The sequence below is a fragment of the Frankia sp. Allo2 genome (assembly GCF_000733325.1).
GTDB lineage: Bacteria > Actinomycetota > Actinomycetes > Frankiales > Frankiaceae > Frankia > Frankia casuarinae.
Genome location: NZ_JPHT01000027.1, coordinates 1 through 17,529 on the forward strand (window position 1 = coordinate 1; position 17,529 = coordinate 17,529).

Annotated in this window: 16 protein-coding genes and 3 pseudogenes; 14 read left to right on the forward strand and 5 right to left on the reverse strand. The window is 69.1% G+C overall.

The genetic code is table 11. The features are described 5' to 3' along the window. Nucleotides 1-273: 273 nt before the first annotated feature. The 6 genes and pseudogenes from ALLO2_RS16685 to ALLO2_RS16705 all read left to right on the forward strand — a co-directional run. A pseudogene (locus ALLO2_RS16685) lies at nt 274-684 on the forward strand (MFS transporter); the annotation flags it as partial. A 101-nt stretch (nt 685-785) separates the two neighbouring features. Next, nucleotides 786-2,219, forward strand: coding sequence for an HNH endonuclease signature motif containing protein (locus tag ALLO2_RS16690; RefSeq protein ID WP_035733306.1), 1,434 nt, complete (start codon nt 786-788; stop codon nt 2,217-2,219). Between the two features lie 230 nt (nt 2,220-2,449). Then, on the forward strand, nt 2,450-2,860 hold the full coding sequence (locus ALLO2_RS16695; protein ID WP_035733308.1) for a PaaI family thioesterase: 411 nt from the start codon (nt 2,450-2,452) through the stop codon (nt 2,858-2,860). Between the two features lie 125 nt (nt 2,861-2,985). Beyond that, nucleotides 2,986-3,096: pseudogene (locus ALLO2_RS27375) on the forward strand (TetR/AcrR family transcriptional regulator); the annotation flags it as partial. A gap of 184 nt (nt 3,097-3,280) precedes the next feature. Then, complete coding sequence (locus ALLO2_RS27380) at nt 3,281-3,601, forward strand: hypothetical protein (RefSeq protein WP_063579163.1); 321 nt, start codon at nt 3,281-3,283, stop codon at nt 3,599-3,601. Nucleotides 3,602-3,859: 258 nt separating this feature from the next. Beyond that, nucleotides 3,860-4,087, forward strand: coding sequence for a hypothetical protein (locus ALLO2_RS16705; RefSeq protein WP_023841463.1), 228 nt, complete (start codon nt 3,860-3,862; stop codon nt 4,085-4,087). Nucleotides 4,088-4,378: 291 nt separating this feature from the next. On the opposite strand, the gene ALLO2_RS16710 is transcribed toward ALLO2_RS16705, so the two are convergent. Beyond that, on the reverse strand, nt 4,379-5,329 hold the full coding sequence (locus tag ALLO2_RS16710) for a class I SAM-dependent methyltransferase (RefSeq protein WP_035733350.1): 951 nt from the start codon (nt 5,327-5,329) through the stop codon (nt 4,379-4,381). A 474-nt stretch (nt 5,330-5,803) separates the two neighbouring features. Between ALLO2_RS16710 and ALLO2_RS16715 the strand changes: the two genes are divergently transcribed. The 6 genes from ALLO2_RS16715 to ALLO2_RS26525 all read left to right on the forward strand — a co-directional run bounded on the left by ALLO2_RS16715 (nt 5,804) and on the right by ALLO2_RS26525 (nt 10,862). Further along, a complete protein-coding gene (locus tag ALLO2_RS16715; RefSeq protein ID WP_023841461.1) occupies nt 5,804-6,175 on the forward strand; it encodes a hypothetical protein in 372 nt (123 codons plus the stop codon). Between the two features lie 207 nt (nt 6,176-6,382). After that, nucleotides 6,383-6,925, forward strand: a complete 543-nt coding sequence (locus ALLO2_RS16720; RefSeq protein WP_369808173.1) for a DUF1360 domain-containing protein — start codon at nt 6,383-6,385, stop codon at nt 6,923-6,925. 542 nt (nt 6,926-7,467) lie between these two features. Beyond that, nucleotides 7,468-7,722 carry a hypothetical protein gene (locus ALLO2_RS16725; protein WP_011436631.1) on the forward strand — a complete coding sequence of 85 codons (255 nt, stop codon included), beginning with the start codon at nt 7,468-7,470 and terminating at the stop codon, nt 7,720-7,722. A 297-nt stretch (nt 7,723-8,019) separates the two neighbouring features. Continuing rightward, nucleotides 8,020-8,793 (forward strand): polyprenyl diphosphate synthase, encoded by a 774-nt coding sequence (gene uppS / locus ALLO2_RS16730; RefSeq protein WP_023841459.1) that lies wholly within the window; start codon nt 8,020-8,022, stop codon nt 8,791-8,793. Nucleotides 8,794-8,933: 140 nt separating this feature from the next. Beyond that, a protein-coding gene (locus tag ALLO2_RS16740; protein WP_157493439.1) for an IS3 family transposase occupies nt 8,934-10,114 on the forward strand; the annotation gives its coding sequence in 2 pieces (ribosomal slippage) (nt 8,934-9,198 and nt 9,198-10,114; 1,182 coding nt in all). Between the two features lie 175 nt (nt 10,115-10,289). Then, nucleotides 10,290-10,862 carry a hypothetical protein gene (locus ALLO2_RS26525; RefSeq protein WP_011436629.1) on the forward strand — a complete coding sequence of 191 codons (573 nt, stop codon included), beginning with the start codon at nt 10,290-10,292 and terminating at the stop codon, nt 10,860-10,862. 257 nt (nt 10,863-11,119) lie between these two features. Here the strand turns inward: ALLO2_RS26525 and ALLO2_RS16750 are convergent, their stop codons facing one another. Next, nucleotides 11,120-12,388, reverse strand: a complete 1,269-nt coding sequence (locus ALLO2_RS16750) for a lipase (protein ID WP_232235144.1) — start codon at nt 12,386-12,388, stop codon at nt 11,120-11,122. Nucleotides 12,389-12,800: 412 nt separating this feature from the next. Between ALLO2_RS16750 and ALLO2_RS16755 the strand changes: the two genes are divergently transcribed. Then, entirely contained in the window at nt 12,801-13,031 is a 231-nt protein-coding gene (locus tag ALLO2_RS16755) for a hypothetical protein (protein ID WP_023841454.1), read from the forward strand. 1,871 nt (nt 13,032-14,902) lie between these two features. On the opposite strand, the pseudogene ALLO2_RS16765 reads toward ALLO2_RS16755, so the two are convergent. Both ALLO2_RS16765 and ALLO2_RS25795 read right to left on the reverse strand, forming a co-directional pair. Further along, a pseudogene (locus ALLO2_RS16765) lies at nt 14,903-15,901 on the reverse strand (molybdopterin dinucleotide binding domain-containing protein); the annotation flags it as partial. 68 nt (nt 15,902-15,969) lie between these two features. Further along, nucleotides 15,970-16,182 carry a hypothetical protein gene (locus tag ALLO2_RS25795; protein ID WP_157493442.1) on the reverse strand — a complete coding sequence of 71 codons (213 nt, stop codon included), beginning with the start codon at nt 16,180-16,182 and terminating at the stop codon, nt 15,970-15,972. Between the two features lie 181 nt (nt 16,183-16,363). Here ALLO2_RS25795 and ALLO2_RS16775 point away from each other — a divergent pair, with 181 nt between their 5' ends. Further along, entirely contained in the window at nt 16,364-16,930 is a 567-nt protein-coding gene (locus ALLO2_RS16775) for a YceI family protein (protein WP_023841451.1), read from the forward strand. Between the two features lie 122 nt (nt 16,931-17,052). On the opposite strand, the gene ALLO2_RS16780 is transcribed toward ALLO2_RS16775, so the two are convergent. Further along, nucleotides 17,053-17,409: a helix-turn-helix domain-containing protein gene (locus tag ALLO2_RS16780; protein WP_035733319.1), complete on the reverse strand. Its 357-nt coding sequence runs from the start codon at nt 17,407-17,409 to the stop codon at nt 17,053-17,055. Between the last annotated feature and the right edge of the window lie 120 nt (nt 17,410-17,529).

Genomic DNA, 17,529 nt, shown 5'->3' on the forward strand with positions numbered 1-17,529 from the left:
GCCTTGCCGCTCAGAACCGAGCCGCCCTGGCGCGTAGCTATGCCACGTGGCGCCTGACCTGACCACGACCTGTATGGCCATGATGATCCCGTGATCTCGGGTTCGAGGTCAGTGCATCTGAGCCCCAGCCGGCGGGGTTGACTCCAAACCCTCCGTCGGCTGGCCCTTGGGACCCCGGCGAAGCCCCGAGCATGCGGGCCTCGCTGGGGTCCCCTGCCACATCTGGGGTCATCGCAACTTTTCTCTACCCTGTAGATCAGGCGTTGCTACGACGTACTACTTGCGTACCTGATCGCCTTCAGAAGTCTGCTGCTGGCCGGACGGCTTAGCGACCTCATCAGCCGGCGGCGCATGTTCTTGTCCGGCACCGCGGTGTTCACCGCGGCCTCGGCTCTCGCGGGAGCGGCCGGCAGCCCCGCGATGCTGATCCTCGCGCGTTTCCTGCAGGGGATCGGCGGCGCGATGGCCGCCGCCGTCAGCCTGGGCATCCTGGGGACACTGTTCGCCGAGCCCGGGCAGCGGGCCAGGGCGATCGCCGTCTTCAGCTTCACCGGTGCCGCCGGTGCCTCGATCGGCCAGGTGCTCGGCGGCGTCCTCACCGACACCGCAAGCTGGCGCTGGATCTTCATCAACGTGCCGATCGGGGTCGCGACGCTCGCGGTCGCCCTGCCGGCGCTGCCGGCCACAACGAAACGGCCTTCCTGCCCGCTCGGCAACCACAGCACCGAGTAACGGTAATCGAACATAGGTTCGACATCCGAGGTGGGGTGATCTACGCTTGATCCATGACCGCCACCGATCCCGCCACCGATCCCGCCACCGATCCCGCCACCGGGCAGCATCGGGTGCTGTCCGGGTTGGTGGGGGTGGCCGGGCAGGTGGGTGGCCTGGTAGAGGCGCCGGTGTGGTCGTTGTCGGACGCCGAGTTGTACGGCGCCCTGGACGACTGTTCGGTGGAGCTGGCCCGCCTTGCCGCGGTGCGGCTCGCGCTGGCGCGGGAGGCTCATGGGCGGAACCTGGCCGCGCGGGAGGGCGCGGCCGGTACGGCAGCGTTGCTGCGGGAACGGCTGCGGATGCGTCCCGTTGACGCCCGGCGTCTGCTTGATCTCGCGATTGCCGTGGATGGCCCGCTGGCCGCGACCGGCGCTGCCCTGACCGCCGGTGTGATCACTGTAGAGCAAGCATGGGAGATCCACCTGGCGCTGCGTTCTCTGCCGCGTGGCCTCGGCGCCGAGGTGTATACCGCCGCGGAGGCTTCGCTGCTGGAGCTGGCCTGGATGTTCGACCCCGCGGAGCTGGCCCGTCTCGGCCGGCACCTGCGCGAACAGCTCACCCAGATCGATACCAGCCCCGGCGGCGACGGGCCCACCGACACCGGTCACCACAACGACCCGGACAGCCAGAGCGATGCGGGCGACCAGAGCGATGCGGGCGACCGGGACGGTAGGCCGGGTCCCGGTAGTGATCCTGCCGACCGGCGGGGTCTGTGGTTGACCGACCTGCCGGGCGGGACCACGCGGATCAGCGGCACCCTTGATGCCGAAGCCGCCGCCCTGCTGCGTTCGGCGTTGGATCCGCTGGCCGGNCCCCGCCCCGGCGATGACGGCACCGCCGATCCGCGTTCCCCGGCGCGGCGGCGTGCCGACGCCTTCGTCGAGCTGTTCCACCGCGTGCTCGGTGCCGGCGTTCTGCCCGTGACCGGTGGGGTGCGCCCGCATCTGACGGTGACCGTGCCGTGGGCGGCGCTGCTCGGCCACGGCGGGCCTCCGGCCTCGACCGGCTGGGGTCAGCCGCTGCCGGCCGGTGTGCTGCGCCGCCTGGCCTGTGACGCCTCGGTCGGCCGGGTGCTGTTCGATGCGGCCAGCGTTCCGTTGGATGTCGGTCGTGCCTACCGGAGCGCACCGGCGGATCTGCGTCGCGCCGTCATCGCCCGCGATGTCTGCTGCGCATATCCGGGATGTGACCGCCCGTCGTCGTGGTGTGAAATTCACCATGTTCGTCATTGGATAGACGGCGGAGAAACCTCGCTCGACAATCTGGTCTTGCTGTGCGGATATCATCACCGGTTCGTGCACCACCAGGGTTGGACCGTCCGGCTCGNCCCCGNCCGCCGGCCCGAGTTCCTTCCTCCACCCTGGATCGACCTGGCACNAAANCCCCGCCGCAACCCCTATTCACGACATACCGCCGACCTCCTACACACCGCGCCAGGCGGATAACCATCGCTTCGCCCTGGATTCAGGCGAGCAGCGAGACGAAAGCAGTGGCTCAGCCGACCGCAGCCGGCCACGGCCCAGATCATCAGTCCGCAGTCCGCCATCGAGACCACTGCCAATCGTGTCGTCACCCCTCCGCCACCCGCGCCCAGTCCCTGACGACCCACGAACCTCCCAAGGCCCACACTGCTTGGTAGGCACCCCGCCGGCAGGCACACCTTCCTGGAGAGCCGATGACGCCCGACATCGCCGTGGCCCGCGGGCTACTCGCAGCCCAGCCCTTCAGTCGACTGCTCGGCGCCCGGCTCAGTCGCTTCGAGGCGGGGGNGGCCGAGCTGACCATCCCGCTCGGAGATCATCTACGCCAGCAGCACGGCGCCGCGCACGGCGGGGCGCTGAGCTATGCCGCCGACACTGCCCTCACCTTCGCCGCCGGCAGCGTCGCGGGGGACGCCGTCCTGACCTCCGAGATGAAGATCAACTATCTCCGGGGGGCGCGGGGCGACGAGCTCATCGCCCGTGCCGAGGTCGTCCACGCCGGCTCCACTCTGGTTACCGTGCGCTGCGAGGTCTTCGACCGCGGCGGAGACAGGGACGGGGAACGGCTCTGCGCCGTCGCGCTCGGCACCGTCGCGCGCCGCTGACCACCAGCACACCCCTCGTGACGACCAAGCTTCCGTACGACCAAGCTTCGTAGGCTCGAAGGGGCGTACGGCCGAGCCCCCCGGAGGTGCACACGGCCAGCAGCGTGGCGACGGCGGACCGGCCGATGCGCTCGCACGCGCGCCGCAACCGCGAGCGGATCCTCGAGGTGGCCCGGGGCGCCTTCGCCGGCAGCGACAGGGACATCTCCCTCAACGAGGTCGCCAGGCAGGCGGAGGTCGGGATCGGCACGCTCTTCCGGCACTTTCCCAACCGGGACGCGCTGCTCGAGGCGCTGCCGCACGACCGGACCGCCGCGCTACTCGACGAGGTGGACCGGCTGCTGGACGCCCCGGACGCGGGCGCGGCGCTGTTCGGTTGGCTCGACAAACTGATTGCGCACATCGCGACCTACCGGGGGGGTGGCCGCCAGGCTGCTCACCATGGTGCGCGACGAGGAGACGGGGCTGCACGCGTCCTGCTACTCCCTCGAGCAGGCGACGCTGGCATTCCTCGTCCGGGCCCAGCGGGCCGGCGACGTCCGGTCGGACGTGCGGGTCGAGGAGGTGATCTCTCTCGTGACCGCCATCGGCTGGATCCGGGAACAGGCGCCGGAGCGGGCGGACCACGCTCGACCCCTGCTCTCGATCATGACCGATGGCCTGCGGGTTCAGTCCCGGCCGACGACCGATGACACCCCGGGATCTTATAAAACGGAGCACCACCCCGGTACGGGATCATAGACGACGGATCACGACGGATCACGACGGATCACGACGGATCACGACGGATCACGACGGATCACGACGGATCACCCGGGGGAGGCGGTGCCATGGGCGGCGCGGGCGTGATCGTGGATCGTGTCGAGCGGGCTGTCGATCTTCTGCGGTTGGTCGCTCGTGCTCGGGCCACGGACGGACAGACGGGTAAGAGCGGCCCGTGCGGGAACTGGTACTCCGAAGGATGTGTATCCGCAGACCCCGATGAAGGGAGCCGATCAGATGACCACGACAGCCGAGACCGGGAACGTCACCGGCACGAAGGACGCCCAGTACGACCTGCTGTGGTTCACGGAGCGGTGTCTGAGCAACGCGCTGCGGCTGGAGACCTACATCGGCGACGCCGAGCGCGACGACGACCAGGAGCTGGCTAGCTTGTTCCGCCGGGCGCAGAACGAAAGCCGCAAGGGCGCCGAGGAGGGCAAGCAATTGCTGCGCAACCGGCTCTGACCCGGCCCCTCTCACCTCCTCCGGTGGCTCCGGTTCCCCCGGTGCCCGGCCGCGGAGACGACCGACCGGCGTACGGTCCGCAGTGTCTTGCCGGTCGGTCGCCACGATCGCCGAGTGCGGTCTCGCAGGTTTCCCCACACGGGTGCCCTGGACATCATCCCCGGTCAACCCCAACCGAAACCCACGATGGCGCTACATACTGTAAGTAGGTCAGGTGACGGGCGGATCAGGGTGACTGGCGGATCGGTTCGCGTGAGCGGAGCGCGCGAGGTGGCGCCAGACCAGGGCGGGTCAGACCGTGTCGAAGTCGGCCACGAGGAGGTCGGCTACGACGACGTGGCCGTTGCGCAGCGATTGGCGGTGCCGAACCGGCACCGCCAATCGCCGGGCGAGCGTGAGCAGGTCGTCGTCGCGGCGGACGGTGAAGCCGTGGGCGGCGAGCATCCGACGCATCGCGGCGGGGGTCCATGCCGAGCGGTTGGGTTCGCGGGCCATGGGATCGGGGCGCCGTGACACAATAGTCAGCACCCGTGCCGCCAGCCGGCCGAGAAGCGCCGAGAGCGCCGGCGCGTGGTAATGAACGATCAGGCGGCTTCCCGGGGTCGAGCGCCCCGCCACGACCCGGGTCGTGGCGGCGACTTGGCCACGGGTGAGGTAGGGTACGACACCCTCCCAGATCCAGACCGTCGGCACCGTCGGCCGATGCCCCACCGACGTCAGGGCCGCGTCGAGGTCGTCACGGCTGAAGTCCACCGGCGCAAAGCGCGGTGCCGTTCCCGGCGGCCCCGCGNCCCCGAGCCGATCCGCGTCCCCGAGCCGGTCGAGCTTGTCCCGCTGGGACGCCGGATGATCGACCTCGAATACGGCGACGCCGGCGAGCTCCGGCATCCGCCAGGGCCGTCCGTCCAGGCCCGCGCCGAGAACCACCAGTTGCTCCGCCCGCCGCACCTCCCGATCGCCGTCGGCCCCACCGACGGCCTCCCGGAGGGCCTCGTCGATGGCGACGGTACGCGGCACCATCACCTCACCGCAGGCCCGCACCATCTCAAACTCAAGCCGCGCCCCCCACCCCCGCGGCGGGACACCACCGCGCACCCACTCGACAACGCCCCGTTCGTCGGCGCGCAGAAACATCATCGCTGTCGGATCGTCGAACCGGTCGACAGCGATGCGCCCGTGCGCGACGGCCCGCCCCTGGCACACCAGCACCGCGGTCCGGCTCGCACCCCCGTGACCGCCCATGGGCCGATGTCCCCGCACTCTTCCACGATTGCATGCCACTACCGCAGGGGCACCCACAGGCAAGAAGGTGATCATCGGCCCGTCGCGCTCGCCATCGGCGGCCATGCCCGGGTGAGCGTGCTGGAAGCCGTGCACATCCACCTCGGCCTCCACCTCGGCCTCCACCTCGGCCTCGAGGTCCCCGTCCCGCGCGCCCCACAACCGCAGGCCGTTCACCGAAAGTGTCGATGGTTGCGGTGAAGCAGGCGGCAGCGTGAATCGCGTGCACGACAACGCTGCCTCCGTACCCACTACAGTAGGCCGTCCATTGCCAATACACCCTGGTCACAGGGGGCGCGCCAGCATGCCCACCGAAGAGACCCACACCGGGTCCGGATGGCAGGATCACTCCAGGAGACCGTCGGCGTTCTCCCACCGTTACATTCGTCGTTCCCGTCCCGCGCACCGTCTCCCCGGAAAGGGGCCAACACCCTGATGGCCGAGCAGTCCCCCCGTCGCAGCATCGAGTCCTGGGCGCACGACCTGCCCGTGAGCTTCGTGGAATGCCGCACCATGGGACACCGCTGGCAGCCCCACAGCGCCACCTGGGACCGTGAGGCCCGCGCCTACCACGTCATCCACGCCTGCGACCGCTGCCGCACCCAGCGCAAAGCCTGGTGGACCCGCAACGGCGAGGTCACCGCCGCCGGCTACACCTATCCCGAGGGCTACCTCACCCGCGACGTCGGCTATGTCGGAGCCGACGGCCGCGGTGTCCTGCGCACCGAGTACCTCACCCGCATGTTCAACACGACCACCCGGCGTGCCAACGCGAACGGCCACGGGGACGCGGCACCGGAGTCCTGAACGAGACCCGGCCGACAACCCCGAAAGCTGCGACAAACTCGTCCAGGCCGGCCGACGAGAGCATGACCCCANCCNCCCGCCGCACGGACCCGGGCGGCGGACCCGGTGGCCTCCACCGGGTCCGCCACTGGCGGCGGCCGGCGGGGCGTGTCGCGGGGCATGTTCCACCTGGTTACCGTCGGAGACGGTGGGCAGGCATCCGACATGATGCGTGCCCCGAAAACCGGTGTCCTGGCCCGCCTGACCAACACGGCGCGCCAGGAACAGAGCGAGTACGCGGGCAACGAGCCCCGCCCGCTGCGCAGCTATCTTGCCACCCTGTCGGCGTATGGCGGGTTGTGCGCGGCTCTCGGGCTGATCGGCCGGGTGTCCGGTGCGGTCCTGCCCGAGCGGTTCGCGGTCTCCGACCTGGTTCTCGTCACGATCGCCACGCACAAGCTGAGCCGCATTCTCACCAAGGACCCGGTGACGAGCCCGCTGCGCGCCCCCTTCACCCGCTTCCGCGGCACCGCGGGACCGGCGGAACTCGCCGAGGAGGTCCGCGAGCATCCCCCGGCCCGGCACAGCGTGGGTGAGCTACTCACTTGCCCGTTCTGCACCGCGCAGTGGATGGCCACCGGCTTCGTCTTCGGCCTGGTCGTCGCGCCTCGGCCGACGCGGCTCGCCGCATCCGTCTTCACGGTGGTCACCGGCTCCGACCTACTTCAACTCGTCTACGCGAACGCGCAACAACGGGCCACCAGGGGCTGACCATTCCCGCCCGGGTGGTGGGTGTTGCACCCAGATCACGGGAACTGGCGGCGCAGTGATGATGTGTGACGTGCGTACGCGCATGCGCACGCCCGTACATCTGCGCGTGCATACTCCAGAAGAATTGGGTCCGGTCCCATCGTGAGAGCCGGCTGCACGTGCAGACGTTTGAACCCCGCGGTGCCCGGCGAGAGACCAAGGGCCATGGCGGACAACCTGCGCGAACTCCCTCGCTGGACCGCCGACCGCGAAGGCCTGGAACGGGTCCGAAGAACTCAAATCATCAAAGCATCGCCGAACGGCGGTCCGTGTGTCACGTCTCAGCCGGCGCTCGTGTTGAAATAGGCACGGAAGAGGGGCCCGAGGCGCCAAGCTGTTCATCTGGAGCGCCGTGGCGAGAGTATGGACAGAAACTTACCGAATGTCACCGTAAGACGCAGAGGCGGCACCGATAGTGATACCGATGGTTCTCGCCGGTCGACCTTCGTCCGCCATGGCCGCCGTGGGTGGCTCCGGACAAGCTGCGTGAAGAGGGGTGCGTGATGGAGTCCTCGGCTGACCAGTCGAGCTGGTCGGACGTGTGGTCGCATATTCCGGCCGCGAATCCGCAGCAATCCGGCCCGCTATGGGCGTTGGCGGTCCTCATCGGGCCGGATCGGGCGGTGGAAGGTGTCGTCGGATTCTTCGTGACACCGGCCGAGGCGAACCGGCACGCCCGGGCGGGGGGCTACGAGAGCTGGCTGGTGATTCCGGCGCTGGACCTGCACGGGGCGGGTGGGCCGGTAGCGGTCCTGTGACCGGTGGACCGCCCGATCGCGGCGTCGGCCCGAGCCCCCGCGGAAGCCCTTCTTCGGGAGAGGGCACACTGGTATTCCGACGTACCACTCCTCCACTCCTCCGCTACCCCGCTACCCCCGCATGCGGCGATGCGACACCCACGGCACCGACGACAGATCGACCACAGGCCCATCGACCACAGGCCGGAAGCGGCCATGAACCCCTCTCCGACCATGGGCTCTCCCCGGACTCCTCCTCCCCCGGGTGCCCCGCGATCGCCGGGCGTCCCACAATCGAAGGTGTAATCGAAGGTGCAGATGACGGCCGGCCCCCTCTACGCGCTCTATACCCGTCGCCTGCGTCGGCAGGTCATGGCGGGTCCACTGCCTGCGCACGTCGGGCTGGTCATGGACGGCAACCGCCGCTGGGCCCGCGAGATGGGCATGGCGAATCCGAGCCTCGGCCACAAGTACGGCGCCGAGCACGCCGAGGACGTCCTGTCCTGGTGCGAGCTTGTCGGCATCAAACACGTCACCGTGTTCGTCTGCTCGACGGAGAACCTGCAGCAGCGCGGGGACGCCGAGGTCGCCTTCCTCATGCAGGTGATCGAGCAGGTGGTGGCCGACCGGCTCGGGCGGCCGGACGCCCGCTGGCAGGTCCATCTCGCGGGCATGCTGGACACGCTGCCGGACAGCACGGCCCGTGTCCTCAAGGAGGCCGTGGAGACAACCCGCAGCGTCACGACCGGCGCCCACGTCACCCTCGCCGTCGGGTACGGGGGTCGCCAGGAGGTCATCGAGGCCCTGCGCGAGCTGCTGCACGAGCGGGCCGAGGCCGGGGACTCGCTGACCGACGTCGCGTCGACGCTGACCGTGGACGACATCGCCCAGCACCTCTACACCGCCGGCCAGCCCGACCCCGATCTGGTGATCCGCACCAGCGGGGAACAGCGGCTGTCCAACTTCTTGCTCTGGCAGAGCGCCTACTCGGAGCTGTATTTCTGCGAGGCGTACTGGCCGGCGTTCCGTGAGATCGACTTCCTGCGCGCCCTGCGCAGCTTCGCCGCCAGGGAGCGACGCCACGGCGCCTGATCCACCGTCTGGCCCGCCCATGAGCAGCCCCCGGCCCGTCTCCTGAACCGCCCTTGAGCCACTCCTGAGCCACTGAGGTGGTTCCCGATCTTCGGACAGTGATCCCTGTAGGATGACTGGTCCGTAGACGGAGGATGTTGATGAGTCAGCAGCGTAGGCGGTTTACGCCTGAGTACAAGGACGAGGCGGTGAAACTCGTCATCGATTCGGGCCGGCCGGTAGTCGCGGTCGCGAAGGATCTCGGCATAAACGAGGGCACTCTGGGCACCTGGGTAGCTGCGTGGCGACGTGCCCATGACAACAGTGAGGACGAGCCGCTGTCGATGTCGGAACGCGCCCGGCTCCGAGAGCTGGAGAAGGAGAACCGGGAACTCCGGATGGAGCGCGAGTTCCTCTCAAAAGCCGCGGCCTTCTTCGCGCAGCGCCATCAGTGATCGACAAGTACATGCTGATCGCCGCGGAGAAGGCCAACTATCCCGTGCGGAAAATGTGTTCCTGGCTGGAGGTGTCCGCGTCCGGATTCTACGACTGGCAGCGCCGACCGGCGTCGCCGCGTTCCCGTCGTCACGCAACGCTGGAAACACGGATACGGGCGTTGTTCGCCGCGTCCCGGCAGACGTACGGCGCCCGGCGGATCGCCGCCGCCCTGCGGGCCTCGGGCACGCCGGCGTCGGTGCGCCTGGTCCGCCGCGTCATGCGCCGCGCCGGCCTGCGTGCCTGCCAGCCCAGGTCCTACCGGCGCACCACCCTGCCCGGGCAGGCCCCGGCGCCGACCGACAGGGTCCGCCGTGACTTCACCGCGACTCGCCCCGGGGAGAAGCTCGTCGGGGACATCACCTACATCCGCACCGGTGAGGGATGGCTGTACCTGGCGACCGTCATCGACTGCTATTCCAGAAAAGTCATAGGCTGGTCGATGGCGGAGCACATGCGCGCCGATCTGATCATCGACGCTTTCGCGATGGCCGCGACCCGGACCCGACTGGCGCCAGGAGCGGTTTTCCACTCGGATCGCGGCTCGCAATATCTTTCCGACGCCTATCAGAGGACTCTTCAGCGCCACCAGGTCCTCCCGTCCGCCGGCGCCACCGGAGTGTGCTGGGACAACTCCCTCGCCGAATCCTTCTTCGGAACCCTNAAAAACGAGCTCGTCCACCGGGAGATCTNCCCGACCCGCCGCGCCGCCCGCACCGCGATCACCGACTACATCGAGATCTTCTACAACCGGCAGCGGCTCCACTCCACCCTGCACTACCAAACCCCCGACCAGGTCGAAAACCTTTACCACACAACCATCGCAACCATTGCGGACGCCGCATAAGCCGGATAGGATCCTACTACGCAGGTGTCCGAGAAACGGGGCTCACCTCACCACTCCTGAGCCCGCCCCCTGGACGGCGGACTGCGCGCGTCGGGTTTCCGCTTCCCGTTGCCCGATCATTTCTTCCTTCGCCCGGCCCCTCCCCCCTTCGTTCCTCCTTTCCTCCTTTCCTCTCGTGAGCGGAGCTGGTATCCCGCCGGGCAGGAAGATCGTTCAGGCGGTCAACGCCGGCCATGGGCCACCTATGGGCTTCAGGGATGTGTCGAGCACCCAGCGCATCGTCGTCGTCCGACGGCTGGTCACCCGCCCGGTCGGCCGCATCCTGCCCGCGGAAACGCCCAGTGGTGCCATTACCGCAAGTAAGTGCTTATTGCGCCATCAGCGAACTACCATCGAGTCTCCGTCGCTCTGGTGCAAGCCTGTCGCCTGTCGGGACCTGAGGTCAGACATAAACGGAGCATCAATGGCATCCGCCACCAGCGTCCACAAGGGTTGGAAGATCTTCTTCACCAGAGAGGAGACCGAGATGGTCGCTAACGGCGTCGACATAGCTGCGATAGTTTCGGCCGTCATACCCGAGCCGGCCACCGCCACGGTGGCGTCAGTGGCCCCGCGAATCCTCGCTTTTTATGCGAATCGCGCTCTCAAAATCAACAAGAGGCTCGGACTCGAGGTCAATATGCCCAGCCCCAATTTCCCCGTCCGCACCGAAACCATCGGGCCCCCGGTGTGGCCTTTCCGAATCTAGCCATGATCAAAAATGGCGGTCGGAACGTCGTCAACACCGTTGATTATCTTGTCTGCACNCCCAAGAGGCGCCGAGATACCTGACCGCCGCTGGCGATGAACCGACCATCGCCGGCGATGGGACCGGCGGTAGTCGGGACGCGGGNGGNATGCCACAACCACCCGCGCCCCGACCGTCCGGCCCAGCCCGCGCCGGGATCAGGCCCGCGCCGGGATCAGGCCGGAGAGCATGGATCGTCCTGGTCCGNCAACTCGCCGCTACTGCTGCACCTGTTGCCGGAACCAGCGGACGACCGCGGCCGTACCGGCCTTGTTGGAGTCGAGATGACCGACGTTGGGTCCCAGGTTGATGATCGGGGCGTCGGCGCCACGTGCCAGGAACGCGGCCTGGCAATGCTCGCTGTTGGCCCGCGGAACCTGATGGTCGGCGCCGCCGACGAAGAGCCGGACCGGCGCCCTCGGGTTCCAGTTCGAACAGGTATGGTCCGCCGCCCACAGCCCCACGGCCAGCCCGTCCCAGGGGTTGCGGAGCAGGTCGAAGCCGTGCGGGGTGAGCAGCTTGCCGGTGGTCGCCGGCAGGCCGGCGAGGATCTGCTCCCCGGTGTGCTTGCCGTCGAAGAGCGTCGCGACCTTCGGATCCTGGAACACCTCCGCGGGCGAGCGGTACAGGTGGTACAGGCGGTTCCAGGAGACGAGGAAGAAGGNNNTGTAGCCGACACCGAAGGGCCATGCGACCTGCCCGTTCAGCCATGCCGGCAGCTCCACGGAACGCAGGTCATAGGCTCCGCTGACGGGCGCCAGGGCACCGAGCCGGAACGACGGGTCGGCGCCGGCCCACAGTGCCTTCCCCAGTCCCGTGGCCGCCGAAGCGCCCTGGGAGAACCCGGTGACCAGCACATCCCGTTTGAACTTCCGGCCTTCACGCGCGGCGACGGTGCGCGCCGCACGGAGCAGGTCCAGCGACGCGCTGGTTTCCGAGGGGACATCCAACCACGGATGGTCACCCGGCCCGACGCCGTAGCCCAGGTAGTCGGGGGCGACCGCAGCGAACCCGGCGGCGGCGTAGGTGAGGGCCGGGGCCTGCCCCCAGGAGTTGGCCTCCAGATCGGTCGCGGTCGACGGGGCGTCCGCGCGGTTGATCTCGGTGCCGTGGGCGTAGGAGACGACCTGCAGCCAGCGGTCCTCGGTGCGCGGCAGCGCCACCAGGCCGCTGGCGGTCGTCCGACGTCCACGGGGGTCGATCGTGTAGTACACGACCCGGTAGGTCCGCACCCCCGACCGGATCACCTCCGGATCGGCGTCGAACCCGGTACTGGCCAGGACNGCCCGCACATACTCCGCCGACAGGACCCGTAGCCGTTTGACGGAGACCACATCCCCGCGGTAGGAGGATGTGTGGTGCCAAGCCGTGGTCGGCCCGGTGGCCGCGGCGGGGTCGATGAGGGCGCTGGTCGTCGCCGCGGTCGTCGCGGCGAGGACGAGCCCGATGACGGTCCGGCGCCGCCGGGAGCGCCGTCCCCTCCTCACGATGTCCTGCTGCCCGTGACCTACCAGCCGCGCGTGACGTCTCCGCGGCGCGTGGCCTCCTTCCTGGCCTTCTTCCTGGACATGACCCGTTTCCCGCGCGTGACCCGTTTCCCGCATGTGACCTCCTTCCCGCACGCGGCCCATTTCCCGCGCGTGGCCGATTTCTCGCATGTGACGCCCCAGTGGCACATGACTTCTTTTCTGCACGTGGCCTCTTTCCTGCATGTGGCTTCCTTCCCGCGTGTGCATTGCGATGCCGGTGACGCTAGAAGTGGGCCTGTCGCCACGCCGGTGATCCTAAAAGTGGGCCTGTCCAGGATGAATGCGGTCAGCGGGTCGAGCCGGGCGGGGAAAACCACCGCGCACGGGATTCGGACGGCTCACCGGCTCTCGCCGGATCACCCTCCCTATAATGTCTTCGGACAGACCATCTACGCGAGGGGTTATCATCCGGCACACGCTAACGCCACTCGGCGACGGCCGGACCGCGGTCGTCCACCGGTTGGAGATCGCCGGCCCGGGAGTCGACGAGGTGGGCCCGGAGCTGGGTCCACAGATCAGCGAGGATTTCCCGGCGGCGATGGCGGACCTGTTCGCCGCCGCCCGGCTGCGCGGTGCCGCGCAAGGGGTCTCCGGGTCGTGACCCGGTTCGTGGGAAGCCCGGCGAGCAGTCCGGCCTCTATCGGCAGTCGATCCCCGGAAAGGGTCGCCGCGGCGACACCCGCGCCCCACCGCCGAGGGAGGCCGCGGGAAAGTGCTCCGGTGGTTGTTACCATGCTCCCCATGGGCTTCGGGAAAATCACGGCGTTTATCCCCTTGGAGGGAAATCTATAATGCTAGTGATGAAATCGGTCACGATTGCCCCGATCCGACCTCCGCCAGCTCCCCCGGGATGCGGGAAACCGCCCCGGAAACCGCGGAGCAGACGCAGCAGAACGAGCTGATCGGGCCGGCCGCCCGGCTGGCGACCTGGGTGTTCGTCGGCTGTTATCTGGTCTGCACCGTTCCGGTCTCCCCAACGGCCAGGGTGGGCATCCCGACCACAAAGATCCAGGTTTTTCTCTATTCCTTTCTCGCGGTGCTCTCCCTGGTCTCGCGCCGCAACGGTGCCACCTTCGTCCACAGCGCGCTGCGCAGCCTGTCGGCCGTACTTTTCATCGCGGCGGTCATGTGCTTTTACTCCCTTGCCCCGATGGGCCCGATGGGCCCGATGGGCCCGGACGGCGCGGCCGAATACCTCGCGGCAAGCCTGCGGTTCGGCGTCTTCTACGCCTCGATCGCCGTCTTTGCGGCATTCTTCTTCGATCGCCGCCACCTCGAACACGTCTTCTGGCGGATGTCATTGGGCTGCGTGTGGATCGCCTTGGCCGGCTATGCCGTCGCCGCCGTCCTACCGGCGCCGGTGTGGGTAGACGCCGGCTCCGGCGGCACGCCCCGGCTGCGCGGGCTGCTGGCCGAGCCCTCGTCCTGGGCCCCGGTCATCTCCGTGCTGATCCTGCTGGCGGTCCGGCGCAGGTCGTGGCGAAACCTGGCACTCGTCGTCCTCGCCGGTCTGCTGACCAAATCNCCCACGGTCCTGCTCACCGCCGCTATCAGCCTGATCTTCTGTTATCTCAACGGGATTCGAGCGGTGGCTGCCCGGGGCCGCCGGACGATCGTCCTCGCCGCCGTCCTGCCACTGACCGTCGTCGGGATCGGCCGGATCGACCCGACCGGCTACCTGGCCAGCAACAACGGCCTGACGGTCGCGTTCGGCCGGCTCGTCGCCGGACTCGATGCGCTGGGCGATGACACGGCACCCGCCACCGCCAACGGCCGTTACACGAGCGCGCGGATCGTCATGGCCGAGGCTCGGCAGAACGGTCATCCGAACATCGGCTACGGCCCGAACTCGAACTCCGTCTATCTCGCCCAGAAATACGGTGACGACCGGAACTACGCGGCCAACTCCCTCTACGTGACCTGGCTGTTCGACTTCGGTCGGATCGGCGCGTACGCTTTGTTGGCAGCGATCTTCCTGGTCCTGCTGCGGCTGGTCAAACGGCCGGCATCGGCCGCCCTCTTCATACCCTTCCTGGTCGCTTCCCTCATCAACTCCGCGCAGGGTTTCGAACTGTTCAAGTTCGCCTTCGTCCCCGTCCTGCTCTNCCTGTTCGGCTGGGAGCGCCGCATCCNCCCCGGCAACCGCCGTCAAGAACCCGATCTCGCACGACGCAGACCAGCCACCCCCGCAGGCGCCGCGGACGCTCTGCCCCGGCGGGGGGCTTCCGCCGGCAGATCGACGCCGGCGACGGCCTGATCCAGCCGCCGGAACACACCCCTGCGCCGGGGCTTCGAGTGGGCGCATCTGACACCCTCGCGTCCNGGATCGACCGATACGCCCAGCCGGGCGACCCATTGGACCCGCCCACAGGCCGGACCGGGCACAGGAGCGACCAGATGATCATATGGACCCGCCCCCACCGTGGCTGACCGGCCGTTGGATACCTCCGACTCGCCCGTGCCGGCCCGGTCTCAGCCTGCCTCCAGGCGGATGATCAGGGATTTCGAGGTGGGGGTGTTGCTGCGGGCGGCGGTGCTGTCGAGGGGGACCAGGACGTTGGTCTCCGGGAAGTAGGCGGCGGCGCAGCCGCGGGCGGTCGGGTAGGCCACGACGCGAAAGTTCTCCGCGCGCCGGTCCATCCCGTCCGTCCAGACCCCAACGAGGTCGACGTGGGTGCCGTCGGCGATACCGAGGTCGTCGAGGTCGTCCGGGTGGACGAACACGACGCGCCGGCCGCGGCGCACCCCGCGGTACCGGTCGTCCATGCCGTAGATCGTCGTGTTGTACTGGTCGTGGGAGCGGACGGTCTGCAACAGCAGGTGTCCCGGCGGGACCCGCAGCACCTCACAGGTGTTGACCGTCAGCGCGGCCCGCCCGCTCGGCGTCGGGAACGTCCGGCTGTCCCGCGGCGGGNGCGGGNGCGGGAATCCCCCCAGCTCGGCCAGGCCCGCCTCGTAATCGGTGAACCCGGGGACGACCCGGGCGATGTGGGCGCGGATCCGCCGGTAGTCCCCGGCGAGCCCCACCCGGTCCGCTGTCCCCGATTCGGCCACCTCCGGCTGGCCGGCCAGGGTGGCCGCCGCGACGCCGCAGACGATCGCCACCTCCGAGCGCAGCCCCGGGCCGGCCGGCGCCAGGCCGCCGCGGGAGGCGTGCACCATCCCCATCGAGTCCTCGACGCTGACCTGCTGCGGTCCGGCGGCCTGCACGTCGATCTCCGTACGGCCCAGCGCCGGCAGGATCAACGCCGCCCGGCCCGTCACCACATGCGACCGGTTCAGCGTCGTCGACACCTGGACCGTCAGCCGGCACGACCGCATCGCCGCCTCCGTCACCGCGGTGTCCGGGCTCGCGGCCACGAAGTTCCCGCCCATGCCGAGGAACACCCTCACCCGGCCGTCGCGCATCGCCCGGATCGTCCCCACCGCATCGAACCCGTGGCGGCGCGGCGGGGTGAAGGCGAACTCGGCCACCGACCGCTCCCCCACCGGCGGATCCGGCCACGCGCACCCCGGACAGTCAAACCCGTGATCCTGGTTCACCAGCCGCAACGTCCGCACCCCCGGGCCGGCCCCATCCGCTCCCACGACCGCGCCACCGCATGCCCCATCCCCGCCAGCCCCGCCGCCGCCGACGCCGGCTCCTCCACCCGCAGGTCGGCGTCCTCGTCACCGCCGGCCCCGGCACGCACCCCGGCCCCGGCACGCACCCCGGCCGCCGCTTCGAAAGCCTCACTCCGCCTACGCGACATGACTGACACCCCCATGAGGACAGGCACCGGCACCGGCATTGAACCGGTACCAACATTGAACCGACAGCGGGCCAGGGCCCCGCTACCCCTTGTCTTTCGTTAGCCGCTAATGTTTTGTAGGGGTACCGTTGCAGCCGCAACGGCCACCGCCCCATTAGTCGATCATCGACCTGGAGGTCCCGTGACCGCGCCATCCCCGTCCGACGTCGCTCCGCTGCCTCTGGCCGCCGGCACCTGGACGCTCGACCCCGCGCACTCGGGCGTGAACTTCCAGATTCGCCATCTCGGCGTCACCAACGTCCGCGGGCGCTTCGACACGTTCTCCGCGACGCTGTCGGTCGGCGACACCCTGGAGTCGGTGTCCGTCGGCGCCGAGATCGACCTGGCCTCGATCAACACCAACCAGCCCGACCGGGACGCGCACCTGCGTTCCGCCGACTTCTTCGACCTCGCGTCCCATCCGTCCATCACGTTCACCTCGACGTCCGTCACGGGCAGCGACGAGGAGTACGAACTCGCCGGCGATCTCTCGATCAACGGCGTGACCAGACCCGTCACCCTGGCGGTCGAGTTCTACGGGGTCGACACTCACCCCGTAGATGGCCGCGTCCGGTCCGGCTTCGCCGCGACGACCGAGATCCGCCGCGGCGACTATGGCATCACCTTCAACCTGCCGCTCGGTGCCGGCAGGCTCGCCCTCTCCGACAAGGTCAAGATCGAGCTCGACCTGCAGTTCATCGCCCCCTGATCAACCCGGCTCCCCAACCGGTCCCGCGCCGTCGCGAGCCCGCGCCCCGAGATCATCCGGGCTCGCGACGGAGGCCGCGGGCACCTCCACCGGCCCGGCAAGCCCCGGTCAGCAAGCCCCGGTCAGGGGGTCCTGGGACACGGCGGCTCCCCGCGCGCGACGAGATGCTCCTGCGCCCACACCTCCAGCTCGTGCAGCGCCGTGCGCAGCCCCTCGCCCCGCCGGGTGAGCCGATAACGCGTCGCCACCGGCGGCCCCTCGAGAACCTCACGCTCCACGAGGCCGGCCTGGACGAGTTCGGTGAGGCGGCCCGACAGCATCCGCTCGCTCACCCCCGGCACCAGCTTCGCTATCTCGGAGAACCTCGCCGGGCCAGCCATCAGCGTACTGATGATCAGACCGCTCCACCGCTTCCCCAGCAGCGCGAAGACCGGAGTCAGCGCCTGACAGCTCACGCCGTCCTCCGGCCTCGCAACCATCCGGTCATAGTAGGTGCCCGACGCATCACGGGTGCCTCGGCGCAGCGCAGGTCACGACGCAGCGCAGGTCACGACGCAGCGCAGGTCACGACGCAGGACAGGGTCACGACGCAGGACAGG

Bases quoted from the DNA above. Each gene is read 5' to 3' on its own strand.
- ALLO2_RS16705 (WP_023841463.1), top strand. From the start codon at position 3,860: ATGACCACGACAGCCGAGACCGGGAACGTCACCGGCACGAAGGACGCC.
- ALLO2_RS16715 (WP_023841461.1), top strand. From the start codon at position 5,804: ATGGCCGAGCAGTCCCCCCGTCGCAGCATCGAGTCCTGGGCGCACGAC.
- ALLO2_RS16720 (WP_369808173.1), top strand. From the start codon at position 6,383: ATGCGTGCCCCGAAAACCGGTGTCCTGGCCCGCCTGACCAACACGGCG.
- ALLO2_RS16725 (WP_011436631.1), top strand. From the start codon at position 7,468: ATGGAGTCCTCGGCTGACCAGTCGAGCTGGTCGGACGTGTGGTCGCAT.
- uppS (WP_023841459.1), top strand. From the start codon at position 8,020: ATGACGGCCGGCCCCCTCTACGCGCTCTATACCCGTCGCCTGCGTCGG.
- ALLO2_RS16755 (WP_023841454.1), top strand. From the start codon at position 12,801: ATGTCTTCGGACAGACCATCTACGCGAGGGGTTATCATCCGGCACACG.
- ALLO2_RS25795 (WP_157493442.1), bottom strand. From the start codon at position 16,182: ATGTCGCGTAGGCGGAGTGAGGCTTTCGAAGCGGCGGCCGGGGTGCGT.
- ALLO2_RS16780 (WP_035733319.1), bottom strand. From the start codon at position 17,409: ATGGTTGCGAGGCCGGAGGACGGCGTGAGCTGTCAGGCGCTGACTCCG.